Here is a 16,998-nt window from a genome sequence, read left to right on the forward strand (position 1 = left end):
CCGTCACGTGCTGTGCGGTTCAGAACCGCTCGTCGATGAATGCGAAGATCTCGTCGTCGTCGGCGTCCTCCAGGGACACGGCGACGGATCCGCCGGGGTCCGAGGGCCCGGTGCCCCCGGTGGTGCCGTGCGTGCCGTTCGTGCCGTTCGTGCCGTTCGGGCCGCCGATGCCGTTCCACAGGCCGGTGAGGGCCGCGAGCCGGTTGGCGATCTCCTTGTGGGCGGCTTCGTCGGGGCCCGTGGCGCCGTGCGCGGCCCCGCCGGACAGGGATCCGAAGAGGGCCTCCAGGCGGTCGAGTTCCGCCATGACCGAGGTGCCGCGGGCGTCGGCGGCCGGGGTGGCCTCGGTGTCGTCCCGCGGTGCGAGGGCGCGGTGCAGGTGTGCGGCGAGGGCCACCGGGGTGGGGTGGTCGAAGACCAGGGTCGCGGCCAGGCGCAGCCCGGTGTCGGCGGCGAGCCGGTTGCGCATCTCGACGGCGGTGAGGGAGTCGAAGCCGAGTTCCTTGAAGGCGCGGTCGACGGTGATGCCCTCGGGGCCGCCGTGGCCGAGGACGGCCGCGGCGTGGGCGCGTACGGCGTCCAGGAGCAGTTCCTCCTGTTCCTCGGCGGGCACGCCCGGAAGGCGGTCGGCGAGGGTGCCGGTGGGGCCGCTGGGCTGCCGGGGGCCGCTGGGGGCGTCCGTCGTGCCGACGAGGGCGCTGAGGAACGGGGGGACGGGTCCGGCGGCGCGCAGGGCCGCCGGGTTGAGGCGGATCGGGACCTGGAGGGGGGTGTCCAGTGTCTGGGCGGCGTCGAAGAGCGCGAGGCCCTCGGCGTCGGTGAGGGGCATGACGCCGCCTCGGGCGAGACGGCGGTGCATGCCGCTCTGGTCGAGGTGGCCGGCCATGCGGCTGTTGCTGGACCACAGGCCCCAGGCGAGGGAGACGCCGGGCAGTCCCAGGGAGCGGCGGTGGTCGGCGAACGCGTCGAGGAAGGCGTTGGCGGCCGCGTAGCCGCCCTGGCCGGGGCTGCCGAACAGCGCGGACGAGGAGGAGTAGAGGACGAACGCCGACAGGTCGAGGTCCTTGGTGAGGTCGTGCAGGTTCAGTACGGCGTCGACCTTGGGACGCAGGACGGTGTCGAGGGTTTCGGGGGTGAGGGTGGCCAGGGTGCCGTCGGAGAGGACGCCGGCGGTGTGGACGACCGCGGTCAGCGGGTGGGCGGCGGGGACGGCGGCGAGCAGCGCGGCGAGCTGGTCGCGGTCGGCCGCGTCGCAGGCCCGTACGGTGACGCGGGCGCCGAGCCCGGCGAGTTCGTCGGCGAGTTCGGCGGCGCCTTCGGCTTCGGGGCCCTGTCGGCCGGCGAGGACGAGGTGGCGTACGCCGTGTGCGGTGACGAGGTGGCGGGCGACCGCGCTGCCGAGGGTGCCGGTGCCCCCGGTGACGAGGACCGTGCCGTGGGGCCCGAAGGCGGGCGGCATGGTCAGGACGAGCTTTCCGGTGTGGCGGGCCTGGCTGAGGGTGCGGAACGCCTCGCGGGCGTGCCGGACCTCGTGGACGGTCAGCGGCAGGGGCCGCAGCACGCCCGCCTCGAACAGGACGAGGAGTTCGCGGAGCATCTCCCCGACCGTTTCGGGGCCGGCCTGGACGAGGTCGAAGGCCTGGTAGTGGGTGCCGGGGTGGGCGGCGGCGACGGTCCGCGGGTCGCGGACGTCGGCCTTGCCCAGTTCGAGGAAGTGGCCGCCGCGGGGCAGGAGCCGCAGGGAGGCGTCGACGAATTCCCCGGCGAGGGAGTTGAGGACGATGTCGACGCCGCGGCCCGCGGTGCGGGTGAGGAAGGCGTCGGCGAAGCCGGTGGTGCGGGAGTCGGCGATGGCGTCGTCGGTGAGGCCGAGGCCGCGCAGGGTGTCCCACTTGCCGGTGCTCGCGGTGGCGTGGACCGTGAGGCCGAGGTGGCGGGCCAGTTGCAGGGCGGCCATGCCGACGCCGCCGGCGGCCGCGTGGACGAGCAGGGACTGGCCGGGGGTGGCCCGGGCCAGGCGGGTCAGCGCGTAGTGGGCGGTGAGGAACACGGCGGGGACGGAGGCGGCTTCGGCGTAGGTCCAGCCGGCCGGGACCGGGGCGACCATGCGGTGGTCGGCGACGGCGTACGGGCCGAATCCGCCGGTCCACATGCCGAGGACCCGGTCTCCGGGGGTGAGGGTGCTCACGCCGGGTCCGACCTCGGTGACGACGCCGGCGCCCTCGGCTCCCATGACGGCCGCTTCGCCGGGATACATGCCCAGCGCGATGAGGGTGTCGCGGAAGTTGATGCCGGCGGCCCGTACGGAGATCCGTACCTGGCCTTCCTCCAGGGGGGCCAGGGTGTCGGGGGCGGGGGCGAGGCGCAGGCCTTCGAGGGTGCCGCCGCCGTCGGTGGCGAGCCGCCAGGCGGTGGTGCCGGCGTCCGGTACGAGGAGGTCCGTACGGGGGTCGGTGGTGCCGGCGCGGGCCAGCCGGGGTGCGCGGACGGCGGCGCCGCGGACGGCGAGCTGGGGTTCGGTGCCGGCCAGGGCGGCGGTCAGGGCGGTGCCGTCGACGGCGGCGGGGTCCAGGTCGAGGAGGGCGAAGCGGCCGGGTTCCTCGGACTGGGCGGAGCGGATCAGGCCCCACAGGGTGGCGGTCGCCGGGTCGGTGACGTGCTCGTCGGGGGCGGTGGCGACGGCGCCGCGGGTGACGAGGGTGAGGGCGGTGTGCGCGTACCGTTCGGGGGCGTCCAGCCAGGTCCGGGCGAGGTCGAGGGTCCGGTGGGTGACGGTGTGGGCGGTCGCGGCGTCGGGGCGGGGGTGCTGGGGGAAGGAGACGACGACGCTGTCGGGGGTGACGGCGTCGGTGTCGGCGAACAGCGCGGCCAGGTCGGGGTACCAGTCGCCGTGGCCGCCGGTGCTCTCCAGGGCGGCGAGGACCTTGGCGTGGTCCTCGCCGACGACGGCGATGCGGCGTCCGGGCGGGGCCGCGGCGGTGTGCTGCCGCGGCCAGGTCACCTCGTGGAGGGATCCGCCCCGCAGGGCGCCCGCGGGGCCCGCGGCGGCGGCGAGCTGCTCGTCGGAGACGGTACGGACGAGGAGTTCGTCCACGTCGAGGACGGGGCGGCCGTCCTCGTCGGCGCAGCGCAGGGTGACGGCGTCGGGGCCGGCGGGGGTGACGGTGACGCGCAGCCGGTCGGCGCCCTCGGCGTGCAGGCGGACGCCGCGGACGGCGAACGGCATGCGGGCGCGGCCGTCGTCGGGGAAGAACGCGCCGAGGCTCATCGCCTGGAGCGCCGCGTCGAGGAGCGCCGGGTGGACACCGAAGCCGGCGGAGCCCTCGCGGGTCTGCGGGGGCAGGGCCACCTCGGCGTGGACGGCGGTGCCGTCGCGCCAGCCGTCGCGGAAGCCGCGGAAGTGCGGGCCGTAGTCGTAGCCGCGGGCGGTGAACTCCTCGTAGAAGGAGTCGGGGGCCGGGCGGGACGCGGGCCGGGCGGCGGGCGCCGGCCACGCGGGAGCGGCGGCGGGCGGTGTGTCCCCGGCGGGGGCGGCGACGGCCTCCGCGTGCCGCTGCCAGGGCGAGCCGGGGGCGGCGCCCGCGGCGCGGGAGTGGACGGTGAGGGTGCGCCGTCCCTCCCCGTCGGCGGCGGAGACGAGCAGGCGCAGTTCGACGGCGCCGGTGTCGGGCAGGACCAGGGGCGCCTGGAGGATCAGCTCGTCGAGGCGGTCGCAGCCGGACTGCCGGCCGGCCCACAGGGCCAGGTCGACGAGGGCCGCGCCGGGCAGCAGTACGGTGCCCAGCAGGGCGTGGTCGGCGAGCCAGGGCTGGGTGTCGGCGCCGATGCGGGCGGTGTAGACGACCGATCCGGACTCGGGGAGTTCCACGCCGGCGCCGAGCAGGGGGTGCCCGGCCTCGTGGAGGCCCACGGAGGCGGCGTCGCCGCGGCGGGCGGGCGCGTTGTACCAGTAGCGCTCGCGCTGGAAGGGGTAGGTGGGCAGTTCCACCCGGCGGGAGCCGCTGCCGAAGAGGGCGTCCGCGTCGATCTCGACGCCGCTGACGTGGGCCATGCCGAGCGCGGCGCCGAACCAGCGGGCGCCGCCCTTGTCGCGGCGCAGGGTGGCGAGGACGGCGGCGTGGGCGCCGGTGTCGGCGATGGTCTCCTGGAGGGAGGCCGCGAGCATCGGGTGGGGGCTGGATTCGAGGAAGACCTCGTGGCCGTCGGCGATGAGGGAGCGGACGGCCCGCTCGAACTCGACGGGTTCGCGCATGTTGCGGTACCAGTACGCGGAGTCCAGTGCGGCGGTGTCGAGGAGGCCGCCGGTGACGGTGGAGTAGAAGGGGATCCCGCCGGTCCGCGGGGCGACGGGGGCGAGGACCTCCAGGAGGTGCTCCTTGAGGGCGTCGACCTGGGCGGAGTGCCCGGCCGTGTCCACGCCGGGGATGGCACGGGCGTGGACGCCCTGCGCGGTCAGCTCGTCGAGGAGTTCGCGCAGGGCGGCGGGCTCCCCGGCGACGGCGGCGGTGCCGGGGCTGTTGACGGCGGCGACGGACAGCCGGTCGCCGAACCGCTCCAGGCGGCGCCGCAGTGCGTCGGGTGCCAGCGACACGGCGATCATGCCGCCCTTGCCCGCGAGGGTCAGCCAGGCCTGGCTGCGCAGGGCGACGATGCGGGCCGCGTCGTCGAGGGAGAGCCCGCCGGACACGTACGCGGCGGCGATCTCGCCCTGGGAGTGGCCGACGACGGCCGACGGGTGGACGCCGAGGGACCGCCAGGCGGCGGCCAGCGACACCATCATGGTGAACAGGATGGGCTGGACGACGTCGACGCGGCCGAGCGAGGGCGCGCCGGGAACCTGCCGCAGGACGTCCATGACGGACCAGTCCAGGTAGGAGCCGAGGGCGGCGTCGCAGGCGAGGACGGCCTCCCGGAAGGCGGGCGACCGGTCGAGGAGCCCGTCGGCCATGGCGGGCCACTGGGAGCCCTGGCCGGGGAAGACGAACACGACGCGGTCGCCGGGGCCGGCGGCCCCCCGCAGTACGGCCAGGTGCGGCCGGTCCTGGGCGAGTGCGTTGAGGGCGTCGAGGATCTCCTCACGGCTCTCGCCGATGACGGCGGCCCGGCGGGCGAACCGGGAGCGGGCCTTGAGCAGGGTGTAGCCGGCGTCGGCGGGGTGGGTGCCAGGGTGTTCGAGGAGTCCGGCGCGCAGCCGGGCCGCCTGGGCGCGCAGGGCGTTGTCGGAGCGCGCGGACAGCAGCAGCGGGACGGTGACCTCCTCCCACCCGTCGGTGTCGGCGCCGGGCGCGGGCGCGGTGTCGGGGCCGGTGGCGGCGGGGCGGGGGGCTTCCTCGACGATGACGTGGGCGTTGGTGCCGCTGATGCCGAACGCGGACACGGCGGCCCGGCGGGGGGTGTCGGCCTGCGGCCAGTCGACGTCGTCGGTGAGCAGGGACACCGCTCCGGACGACCAGTCGACGCGCGGGGTGGGCTCGTCGACGTGCAGGGTGCGGGGCAGGGTCCGGCCGCGCAGCGCGAGCACCATCTTGATGACGCCGGCGACTCCGGCGGCGGCCTGGGTGTGACCGATGTTGGACTTCACGGATCCGAGCCACAGCGGGTCCTCGGTGGAGCGGCCTTCGCCGTAGGTGGCGAGGACGGCCTGCGCCTCGATGGGGTCGCCCAGTTCCGTACCGGTGCCGTGCGCCTCGACGGCGGTGATGTCACCGGGCTCCAGGCCGGCGTCGGCGAGGGCCTGGCGGATGACGCGCTGCTGGGAGGGGCCGTTGGGGGCGGTGAGTCCGTTGGAGGCGCCGTCCTGGTTGACGGCGGAGCCGCGGATGACGGCGAGGACGGGGTGCCCGTTGCGTTCGGCGTCGGAGAGCCGCTCGACGAGCAGCAGGCCGGCCCCCTCGCCCAGGGCGACGCCGTCGGCGGAGGCCGCGAAGGCGCGGGAGCGGCCGGTGGGCGACATGACGCGCTGGCGGGAGAACTCGACGAGCATCTCGGGCGTGGACATGACGGTGGCGCCGCCGACGAGGGCCAGGCCGCATTCGCCGCGGCGCAGCGACTGCACGGCCAGGTGCAGGGCGACCAGGGAAGCCGAGCAGGCGGTGTCGACGGTCACCGCGGGGCCTTCGAGCCCGAAGACGTACGAGAGGCGGCCCGACATGACGCTGGCGGAGTTTCCGGTGCCGAGGTAGCCGTCGAAGTCCTCGTCACCGTTCTGCAGCAGCGGCATGTAGTGCTGGCCGTTGGTGCCGACGAACACGCCGGTCCGGCTGCCGCGCAGCAGGCCGGGGTCGATTCCGGCCCGCTCCATGGCCTCCCAGGAGGTTTCCAGCAGGAGCCTCTGCTGCGGGTCCATGGCGAGGGCCTCGCGGGGCGAGATGCCGAAGAACTCCGGGTCGAAGTCGGGGGCCTCGTGGAGGAAGCCGCCTTCGCGGACGTACGTACGGCCCTTCGCGTCGGGGTCCGGGTCGTAGAGGCCGTCCAGGTCCCAGCCGCGGTTGGTGGGGAAGGTGGAGATGGCGTCGCCGCCGCCGCGCACCAGCTGCCACAGCTCGTCGGGGGTGTTGATGCCGCCGGGGAACCGGCAGGCCATGGCGACGATCGCGACGGGTTCCGCGTCCCCGCCGGCGTGGGCGGTGGCGAACGGGCCGTCCGCCTGTTCGTCGGGTCCGCCCGACGCCAGTTCGTGGAGGTGGCGGGCGACGGCCGCGCTGGTGGGGTGGTCGAAGACGAGGGAGGCCGGCAGGTCCAGCCCGGTGGCCTCGCGCAGCCGGTTGCGCAGTTCGACGGCGGTCACGGAGTTCACGCCGAGTTCCCGGAACGCCCGGTCGGGTGTGACGTCCTCGGCGGAGGTGTGGCCGAGGACGGCCGCCACGTGGGTACGGACCAGCCGCAGCAGTTCGCGGCGCCGCTCCTCGGCGTTCTTCCCGCGCAGGCCGGCCGCGAGGGCTCCGGGGGTGTCGCGGACGTCCTCGGCGGCCCGCCGTTCGGCTGCGCGCAGCGCCCGTACGGCGGGCAGCTCGTCGAGGAGGGTGCCGGGGCGGGCGGCGGTGTAAGCGGGCGCGAAGCGTTCCCAGTCGACGTCGGCGACGACGATGCCGCTCTCGCGGCGCGCGACGAGCGTGCCGAGTGCGTCGAGGGCCCGCTCGGGCTCCAGGAGGGCCAGGCCCGCGCGGAGCAGCCGCTCGGCGGCGGGCCCGGTGAGGGCGTCCCGCCACGGGGTCCAGGCCACCGAGACGGCGGGGAGCCCGCGGTGGCGGCGCTGTTCGGCAAGGGCGTCGAGGTAGGCGGTGCCGGCCGCGTAGCCGCCCTGCCCGGCGCCGCCCCACACGCCGGCGACGGAGGAGAACAGGACGAGGGTGTCCGGCGCGGCACCGTCGGGGAGCGTGCCGAGCAGGGCGTCGAGACGGCCCGCGAGGCCGCTCTTGGCGGTGACGGCCGCCGCGAAGCCCTCCAGGGTCGTGTCCCCGAGGGCGGTGAGCGCGGCGGCCGGCGGGGCGACGTACACGGCGGAGGGCGTGTACCGGGCGAGGAGGGAGCGCAGCGCGGCGTCGTCGGCGAGGTCGCACGCGGCGAGGGTGGTGCGGTCGGCGAGGTCGGCGAAGTCCTCGCCGGAGGGGTCGGGCAGGGTCGCGGCGGGTCCGGCGAGGACGACGTGACCGGCGCCGTCGGCGAGCAGCCGGCGGGCGAGGACTCCGGCTACGGGAGCGGTGTCGCCGACGAGCAGGACGGTGCCGTTCCCGGCAGGGGCTTGCGGGGTACGGCCGGGGGTGGCCGGGAGGAGCCGGCGCCCGTAGGTGCCGGACCCGCGTACGGCGACCTGGTCCTCCGCTCCCGGCGCGGCGAGGAAGGCGGCCAGCCGCCGGAAGGAGCGGTCGTCGGGCTCGGCGGGCAGGTCGACGAGACCGCCCCACTGGGAGGGCAGTTCCAGCGCGGCGACCCGCCCCAGACCCCAGGTCTGGGCCTGTACGGGCGAGGGGGACTCGGCGGGCGACACGGCGACCGCGCCGGTGGTCGCGGCCCACAGCCGGGCCTCGGTCCCGGCGTCCGCGGCGGCCTGCGCCAGGGTGAGGGTGGCGGTGAGGCCGAGGGGGACGCCCGGGTGGTCGGGGTGCTCGCCGGGCGTGAGGGAGAGCAGCGACAGGACACCGGTGAGCGGCTGGGCGCCGGGGCGGCCGGCGGCCTCGGCGAGGTGGGCCCGCAGGAGGGAGCGGTCGGCGTGGACGGGATCGATGGCGAGGGTCTCGACGGCCGCCCCGAGGCCGGTGAGGGCCTGCCGGGCGGATTCCGCGTCGGCGCGGCCGGCCGGGGAGTCGGGCAGGACGAGCAGCCAGCGACCGTGCAGCCGGGCGGCGGTGTCGTCGCCGCGCAGGCTGTGCCAGCCGACGCGGTAGCCGAGGGGCTCCGGCCCGTCGGCGCCGGCACGGGCCTGGGCGGGGGCGGCGGGCAGCCAGTGGTGGGTGCGCTGGAAGGCGTAGGTGGGCAGCTCGACGCGGCGGGCGCCGGTGCCCTCGAAGAGCCGGGCCCAGTCGATGTCGGTGCCGCGCACGAAGAGCTCGGCGGCACACGTCAGGAAGCGTTCCAGGCCGCCTTCGTCACGGCGGAGCGAACCGGTGGTGGTGACGGCGTGGGCGCCGAGGGCCTCGGCGGTCTCCTGGATGCCCATGGTGAGGACGGGGTGCGCGCTGGACTCGACGAAGGTGGCGAAGCCGTTGTCCAGGAGGACCTTGACGGTCTCCTCGAAACGGACGGGGTGACGCAGGTTGCGGTACCAGTACCCGGCATCGAGACCGGTGGTGTCGACCGACCCGGCACTCACGGTCGAGTAGAACGGGATCTCCGCCCTGCGCGGCACAATCGGGCCGAGAACATCCAGCAGCTCGGCCTCGATCCGCTCCACATGCACGGAGTGCGAGGCGTAGTCGACGGGCACCTGACGGGCCCGGATCCCCTCCTCCACCGCCTCCGCGACGAACGCGGCCACCGCATCCGCATCCCCGGCGACGACCGTGCTCGACGGCCCGTTCACCGCAGCCACACCCAGCCGGCCCGCCCACACCCCAAGCCGCGCCTCAACAACCTCCAACGGCAACGGAATCGACGCCATGCCGCCCAGACCGGCCAGCTCACGGCCGATCACCTGAGCCCGCAACGCAACCACCCGCGCCGCATCCGCAAGGGACAACGCCCCCGACACGACAGCAGCTGCGATCTCACCCTGCGAATGCCCGACGACGGCATCCGGCACCAGTCCGAGGGAGCGCCACAGCTCGGCGAGCGAGACCATCACGGCCCAGGTGACGGGCTGGACCACATCCACCCGCTCCAGCGAACGCCCCTCCCGCAACACCTCCACCACATCGAAGTCCACGAACGGCGCCAGAGCATCAGCACACTCCCGCAACCGCCCCGCGAACACCGGGGAAGAGTCGAGCAGCTCCGCACCCATCCCCACCCACTGCGTCCCCTGACCCGGAAACACCAGCACCCGACGACCGGTCTCCACGTTCGCGCCCTGGACGGTGGTGCCGCCGAGGAGCACCCGGCGGTGTTCCAGCATCGAACGGCCGGTGACCAGGCTCCACGCCACGTCCAGCGGACGCGGTGCGGGCTCCCGCTCGATGTGGGTGCGCAGGCGTTCGGCCTGCGCGTGGAGGGCGGTTTCGGAGCGGGCGGTCAGCACCAGCGGAACGACGGGAAGCTCACGCGCCGCCTCCACCGCCTCCTCCACCCGGGCCGGGGCCTGCTCCAGGATCACGTGCGCGTTCGTCCCGCTCACACCGAAGGACGACACCCCCGCACGCCGCACCCGACCCACCTCAGGCCACACACGCTCCTCGGCCAGCAGCTCGACCGCACCCGCCTCCCAGTCCACCTGGGAAGACGGCACACCCACATGCAACGTCCTCGGAAGCCGCCCGTGCTCCAGCGCCATCACCATCTTGATGACACCACCCACACCCGCAGCCGCCTGCGCATGCCCGATGTTCGACTTCAACGACCCCAACCACAAAGGCTGACCAGCCGGACGCTGACCGTACGTCGCCAGCAACGCCTGCGCCTCGATCGGATCACCCAAACGCGTACCCGTACCGTGCGCCTCCACCACATCCACATCAGCAACCCCGAGCCCCGCACTCTCCAACGCCGCCCGGATCACCCGCTGCTGCGACGGACCGTTCGGCGCCGTCAGACCATTGCTCGCACCGTCCTGGTTCACCGCCGAACCACGCACCACCGCCAGCACCCGATGACCCCGCGCCACCGCGTCCGACAGCCGCTCCACCAGCAGCATCCCCACACCCTCGGCCCAGCCCGTACCGTCCGCCGCGTCCGAGAACGCCTTGCACCGGCCGTCCACCGCCAGCCCCCGCTGCTGCGAGAACTCCACGAAGGTGGAGGGGGTCGCCATCACGGTGACGCCGCCGGCCAGGGCGATGTCGCATTCACCCGTGCGCAGGGACTGCGCGGCGAGGTGCAGTGCGACCAGGGAGGAGGAGCAGGCCGTGTCGACGGTCACCGCCGGGCCCTCCAGCCCCAGGGCGAAGGAGATGCGGCCGGAGACGACGCTGCCGGAGGTGCCGGTGCCGCCGTAGCCACCGGTGTCGTCGAGGGCGGCGGGGCGGTCGGTGCCGTAGTCGTGGTACATGGCGCCGACGAAGACACCCGTGCGCGATCCCCGCAACGACGAAGCCGGCACACCCGCCCGCTCCAACGCCTCCCACGACGTCTCCAGCAACAACCGCTGCTGCGGATCCATCGCCACCGCCTCACGCGGCGAAATACCGAAGAAGTCCGCATCGAACTCCCCCGCCTCATGCAGGAAACCCCCCTCCCGCACATACGAACGACCAGGAACACCAGGCTCCGGATCAAACAGCCCCTCCACGTCCCACCCACGGTCCACCGGGAAACCGGACACCGCGTCCACACCCGAGGACACCAGATCCCACAACCCCTCCGGAGAACTCACCCCACCCGGAAAACGGCACGCCATCCCCACGATCGCGATCGGCTCGTTGCCGCGCTCCTCGGCCTCGCGCAGCCGTGCCTGCGTCTCGTGCAGTTCGGCCATGGCGCGGCGGAGGTATTCACGGAGCCTGGTTTCGTTGCCCGTGGCGTCCTGGTTGGTGTCGTGAGCGGACACGGCTCTCCCCTGGAGGTGTCGGTGCAGGGCTTCAGATGGAGCGGAAGCCGCTGTCGAGCAGCTGGAACAGTTCGTCGTCGGATGCGGAGTGGAGCAGTTCGGTGACCTGGCCGCGGCCCGGGTCCGCCGGGGCCCCGGCGGTGGCCGGCGCGGTGGTGGCGGTGGCGGTTTCCGTGGCGGTGACCGTGGTGCCGAGTTCGGCGAGCAGCGCGTTCAGGTGGTCGGCGACCGTTCGGCGGGCGTCCTGGTCGAGGTCGGCCCGTGCGGTCGCCGCGCCGAGCTGCCCGATCAGGGCGAGCACGGAGGCTTCGGCGCCGGGCAGTTCCGCGTCGAGGTGTTCGGCGAGGGCCCGGGGCGTCGGGTGGTCGAAGACGAGGGTCGGTGTCAGGCGCAGGCCGGTCTCGGCACTGAGCCGGTTGCGCAGTTCGACGGCGGTGAGCGAGTCGAAGCCGGCTTCCCGGAAGCTGCGGTGCGCGCCGACGTCGGACGGGCCGGCGAATCCGAGGACGCGCGCGACCTCGGTGCGTACGAGGTCCAGGAGCAGTGCCGGGCGTTCGGCGCGGGACAGGCCCGCGATCCGGTCGGCGAGGGTCTCCCGCCGGGGGCCGGGGGCGTCGGGCCGGGGCGCGGCGGCAGGTCGCCCGTCCGGGCCGAGCAGGGAGCCGAGGACGGGCGGAAGCGCGTCCCCGGCCTCCCGGGCGGCGGTCCGGTCGAGGCGCAGCGGCAGCAGGACGGGGCGGCCGGTGGCACGGGCCGCGTCGAAGAGGTCGAGGGCCTCGGCCTGCGGGAGCGCGACGAGGCCGGTGCGGCGCAGCCGGGCGGCGTCGGCGCCGTCGAGGGCGCCGGCCATGCCGTCGCCGGCCCAGGGGCCCCAGGCGAGGGAGACGGCGGGCAGTCCTTGGGCGTGGCGCCAGGCGGCGAAGGCGTCGAGGTGGGCGTTGGCGGCGGCGTAGGTGGACTGTCCGGCGCTGCCGAGCAGGCCGGCGGCGGAGGAGAAGAGCACGAAGGCGTCGAGCGGCAGGTGGGCGGTGAGCTCGTGGAGGGCGTGGACGGCGTCGGCCTTGGGCCGCAGGACGGCGGCGAGGCGCTCCGGGTCCTGGGCGGTGAGGAGGCCGTCGTCGAGGACGCCCGCGGTGTGCACCACCGCGGTGAGGGGGTGTGCGGGCGGCACGGCGTCGAGGAGTGCGGCCAGCGCGGTGCGGTCGGCGGCGTCGCAGGCGGCGAGGGTCACCTCGGCGCCGAGGGCGCGCAGTTCGGCGGCGAGTGCTTCGGCGCCGGGGGCGTCGGGGCCTCGGCGGCCGGTCAGCAGCAGGTGCCGTACGCCGTGGCGGGTGACGAGGTGGCGGGCCACGGCGGAGCCGAGGCCACCGGTGCCGCCGGTGATCAGGACGGTGCCGGCCGGGTTCCAGGGCCGCTCGCGCCGGGCGTCCCGGTTGCGTTCGACGCCGGGGGTGTGGGCGGTCCCGGAGCGGACGGCGAGCTGTCCGGGGTGGTCGGTACGGGTGAGGGCGGCGGGGAGTGCGGCGTAGGAGGCCGGCTCCTCGTCGGTGTCTGCGAGGGCGAACCGGCCGGGGTGTTCGGTCTGCGCGGAGCGCAGCAGGCCCCAGGCTACGGCGGCGGCGGGGTCGGTGACGGACCCCGCGGGGCCGGCGTCGGTGGCGCCGTGGGTGAGGACGGTGAGCCGGGCCCCTTCGGGCCGTTCGTCGGCGAGCCAGCGCTGGGCGAGGGCGAGCACGGCACGGCCCACGGCCTGCGGTCCGTCGGCGCCGCGCGGGTCGGCCCGCAGGTCGGCGAGGACGTGGGCCGCCCCGGCCGGTACGGAGTCGAGGGCGCGGGCGAGGTCGCCGCCGGGGTGGTGGTGGACGGAGGCGCCAGTGGCGGCCAGGGCGTCGGCCAGGGCGGGGGTGCCCGTACCGAGCAGGTGCCAGGCGGGGGCGGCGGGGCCGGCCGGGCCGGCGGGGAGCGGGGTCCAGGCCGGCTGGAGCAGCGGGGTGCGGCCGGGGGCCGCGGCGGCGATCCGGTCGGTGGCGACCCGGCGCAGCGCGAGGGACGCGGCGCCGAGGACGGGCCGGCCTTCGGGGTCGGTGGCGCTGACGGTGTAGGCGTCGGGGCCGGCCGGGGAGATCCGGACGCGCAGGGCGTCGGCGCCGCGGGTGTGCAGGGCGGTACCGGTCCAGGAGAACGGGACGAGCCCGTGGGCGTCGGGCCGGGCGGCGGTGACGGCGTGCAGGGCGGCGTCGAGGAGGGCCGGGTGGAGTCCGTACGCGGTGGCGTCGGCGCTCTCCTCCGGGCGCAGGGCGGCGTACGCGAAGACGTCCTCGCCGCGCCGCCAGACGGCCCGGAGTCCCTGGAAGGCGGGGCCGTAGCCGATGCCGGCGGCGGCGAAGCGGGCGTACTCGCCGTCCAGGGCGACGGGTTCGGCGCCGACGGGCGGCCAGCTGCCGGTGAGGCCGTCGAAGGCGGCCGCGTCGGGGGCGGTGGGGACGGGAGGCGCGGTGCGGCCGGTGGCGTGCGGGGTCCAGTCGGTGGTGCCGGCCGGGGCGGAGTCGACGCGGACGGTCCGGGTGGCGTCGGCGTCGGCGGGGCCGAGGTGGACGCGCAGGCGGACGGCGGCGTCTTCGGGCAGGACGAGCGGGTTCTCGAAGGTGAGCTCCGCGAGTGCGTCGCCGGCGGCCGCCGTGAGGGCGAGTTCGAGGAGGGCGGTGCCGGGGAGGACGGTACGGCCGGCGACGGTGTGCCCGGCGAGCCAGGGCTGGGCGGCGGTGGACAGGGTCGCGGTCCACACGGCGCCCTGCGCGTCGGGCAGTTCGACGCGGGCGGCGAGCAGGGGGTGTCCGGCGGTGTCGACTCCGGCGGAGGCGAGCGGGGCCGCGGGCGCGGGGGCCGCGAGCCAGTGCCGGGTGCGCTGGAACGCGTACGTGGGCAGCTCGGCGGCGAGGCCGGTACCGGGGACGGGCTCGGGGGCGGGGGCGACGGGCAGGCCGTGGACGAACGCGGTGGCCATGGCACGGGCGAAGGTGCGGGCCTCGGGCTTGCCGCGGCGCAGCACGGCGAAGGCGGCCGGGGCAGGGGCCGGGGCCGGGGAGGCGGCGGTACCGGACGTGGTGGCGGACGTGGTGGCGGATCCGGTGCCGGCGCTCTGTTCCGCGTCGTCGTCGAGGACGGTGCGCGTCATGGCCGTGAGGACGGCGTCGGGGCCGATTTCGACGAAGGTGTCGATGCCCTCGGCGCGCAGCGCGCGGATCCCGTCGAGGAACCGTACGGGACGGCGCGCATGGCGGACCCAGTGGTCCGCGGTGCGCAGGGCGTCGCCGGTGGCGAGCCGTCCGGTCAGGTTCGACATGACAGGAATCCTCGGCGGGTGGAATTCGACGCCGCGAGCGATCGCCTCGAACTGTGTCAACATGCCGTCCATGTGGGGCGAGTGGAAGGCGTGACTGACGGTCAGGAGCCGTGCGGCGCGACCGCGGCTCTTCCAGTGCTCGACCAGCTCCGCCACGTCGGGCTCGTCCCCGGCGACCACGACGGCGGCCGGCCCGTTGACGGCGGCGAGGTCGATCCGGTCCTCCCGTCCGGCCAGCAGGGGGCGCACTTCCTCCTCTCCGGCCTGGAGCGCGGCCATGGCCCCGCCCCCGGGCAGTTCGTCCATCAGCCGGCCGCGGGCCGCGACGAGCCGGGCCGCGTCGGGCAGCGAGAACACCCCGGCCGCGTAGGCGGCGGTGAGTTCGCCGACGGAGTGCCCGGCGAGGACGTCGGGCCGCAGGCCCCTTGAGGTGACGAACGCGTACAGGGCGGCTTCGAGGGCGAACAGCGCGGGCTGCGTGTACCGGGTGCGGTCGAGGAGGGCTGCGTCGGGTGAACCGGGCCCGGCGAACATCACGGTGCGCAGCGGGCGCGGCAGGTGGGGGTCGAAGGCGGCGCAGACCTCGTCGAGGGCGGCGGCGAACACCGGTTCGGCGGCGTACAGTTCGCGGCCGGTGCCGGGTCGCTGGCTGCCCTGGCCGGTGAAGAGGAACGCGGTGCGGCGGTCCTCGGCCGCCTCCCCGGTGACGGTCGCCCCGGTGTCGGGGTGTTCGTCCCCGGCGAGGGAGCCGAGGCCGTGCAGCAGGGCGTCGAGGTCGTCCCCGAGGACGACGGCGCGGTGCGCGAAGGCGGTGCGGCCGTGGGCGAGCGCGGAGGCGACGGCGGCGGGGTCGGTACGGTCCGCGGGCCGGGCGGCGACGTGGTCGGCGAGGCGGCGGGCCTGGTCGCGAAGGGCGGACGGGGTCCGGGCGGAGAGCGCCCAGGCGAGGGGCCGTGGCTGCACGGGGTCCTCGGCGGACCGGTCGGGCTCGGCGAACCGGTCGGACCGGGCGAGCCGGTCGGACCCGGCGGAAGCGGCGTTGGGCCCCACCGCCATCGGGCTCTGGGGCTGCCCGGCGGCCTGCGGCTGCTCGGCGGACTCCAGGATGACGTGGGCGTTGGTGCCGCTCGCCCCGAAGGCGGAGACCCCGGCCCGGCGCGGCCCGTCTCCCCGCTGTGGCCAGGGGGTGCGCTCGGTGAGCAGGGTGACGGCTCCGGCGGTCCAGTCGACGCGACTGGACGGGGTGTCGGCGTGCAGCGTCCGGGGCAGGACCCCGTGCCCCAGGGCCAGCACCGTCTTGATCACGCCCGCGACACCGGCGGCGGCCTGCGCGTGGCCGATGTTGGACTTGAGGGAGCCGAGGAGCAGCGGTTCTCCGGCGGGGCGGGCGCGGCCGTAGGTGGCGAGGAGGGCCTGGGCCTCGATCGGGTCGCCGAGCCTGGTTCCGGTGCCGTGGGCCTCGACGGCGTCGACCTGGTCGGCGGTGAGCCCGGCCTGGCGCAGGGCGGCGCGGATGACGCGCTGCTGGGCCGGGCCGTTGGGGGCGGTCAGGCCGGCGCCGCCGCCGTCCTGGTTGACGGCCGAGCCGCGCAGTACGGCCAGCACGGTGCGCCCGTCGCGACGGGCGTCGGAGAGCCGCTGGAGCAGCAGCATGCCGGCGCCCTCGCCGAAGCCGGTGCCGTCGGCGTCGTCGGAGAAGGCCTTGCAGCGGCCGTCGGCGGCCAGGCCCCGCTGGCGCGAGAAGTCGATGAACATGGTCGGCGTGGACAGCACGGTGGCTCCGCCCGCGAGCGCGAGGTCGCACTCCCCGGCCCGCAGGGCCTGCGCGGCCAGGTGCAGGGCGACGAGCGAGGAGGAGCAGGCGGTGTCCACGGTGACGGCCGGTCCGCGCAGGCCGAAGGTGTAGGAGACCCGGCCGGAGGCGACGCTGCCCGCGCTGCCGTTGACGAGGTAGCCCTCCAGGCCCTCGGGGACGGCCACGCCCGGGGTGTGGGGGACGCGGGCGCCGTAGTCGTCGTACATGACGCCCGCGTAGACGCCCGTACGGCTGTCGCGGACGTCTTCCCGGCGCAGCCCGGCGCGTTCGAACGCCTCCCAGGAGGTTTCCAGCAGGAGCCGCTGCTGCGGGTCCATCGCGAGGGCCTCGCGGGGCGAGATCCCGAAGAACTCCGGGTCGAAGTCGGCGCAGTCGTGGAGGAACCCGCCCTCGCGGGCGTAGCTGGTGCCGGGGGCGGCGCCGTCCGGGTCGTACAGCGCGTCGAGGTCCCAGCCGCGGTCGGCGGGCAGGCCGGAGATCGCGTCGGTGCCGGATTCGAGGAGCTGCCACAGCGCCTCGGGGGTGCGTACGCCGCCGGGGAGGCGGCAGCTCATGGAGACGATCGCGACGGGTTCGCGGGCGCTCTCCTCCACGGCCCTCAACTGTTCGCGGGTGCTGACGAGTTCGGCCGTGACCCGCTTGAGGTAGTCGCGGATCCTGGCCGAGTTGTCGTCGCTTCCGGCCGTGGGGTGCGGGGCGCTC

General features: G+C 75.8%; 1 protein-coding gene and 1 pseudogene. Both read right to left on the reverse strand.

The genetic code is table 11. The features are described from left to right. Positions 1-19 precede the first annotated feature (19 nt). On the reverse strand, positions 20-11,137 hold the full coding sequence (locus OG295_RS41130; RefSeq protein WP_331733487.1) for an SDR family NAD(P)-dependent oxidoreductase: 11,118 nt from the start codon (positions 11,135-11,137) through the stop codon (positions 20-22). Positions 11,138-11,168: 31 nt separating this feature from the next. Beyond that, a pseudogene (locus OG295_RS41135) lies at positions 11,169-16,925 on the reverse strand (SDR family NAD(P)-dependent oxidoreductase); the annotation flags it as partial. Positions 16,926-16,998: the final 73 nt, after the last annotated feature.

Origin of the sequence: Streptomyces sp. NBC_01276 (genome assembly GCF_041435355.1) — a bacterium.
GTDB lineage: Bacteria > Actinomycetota > Actinomycetes > Streptomycetales > Streptomycetaceae > Streptomyces.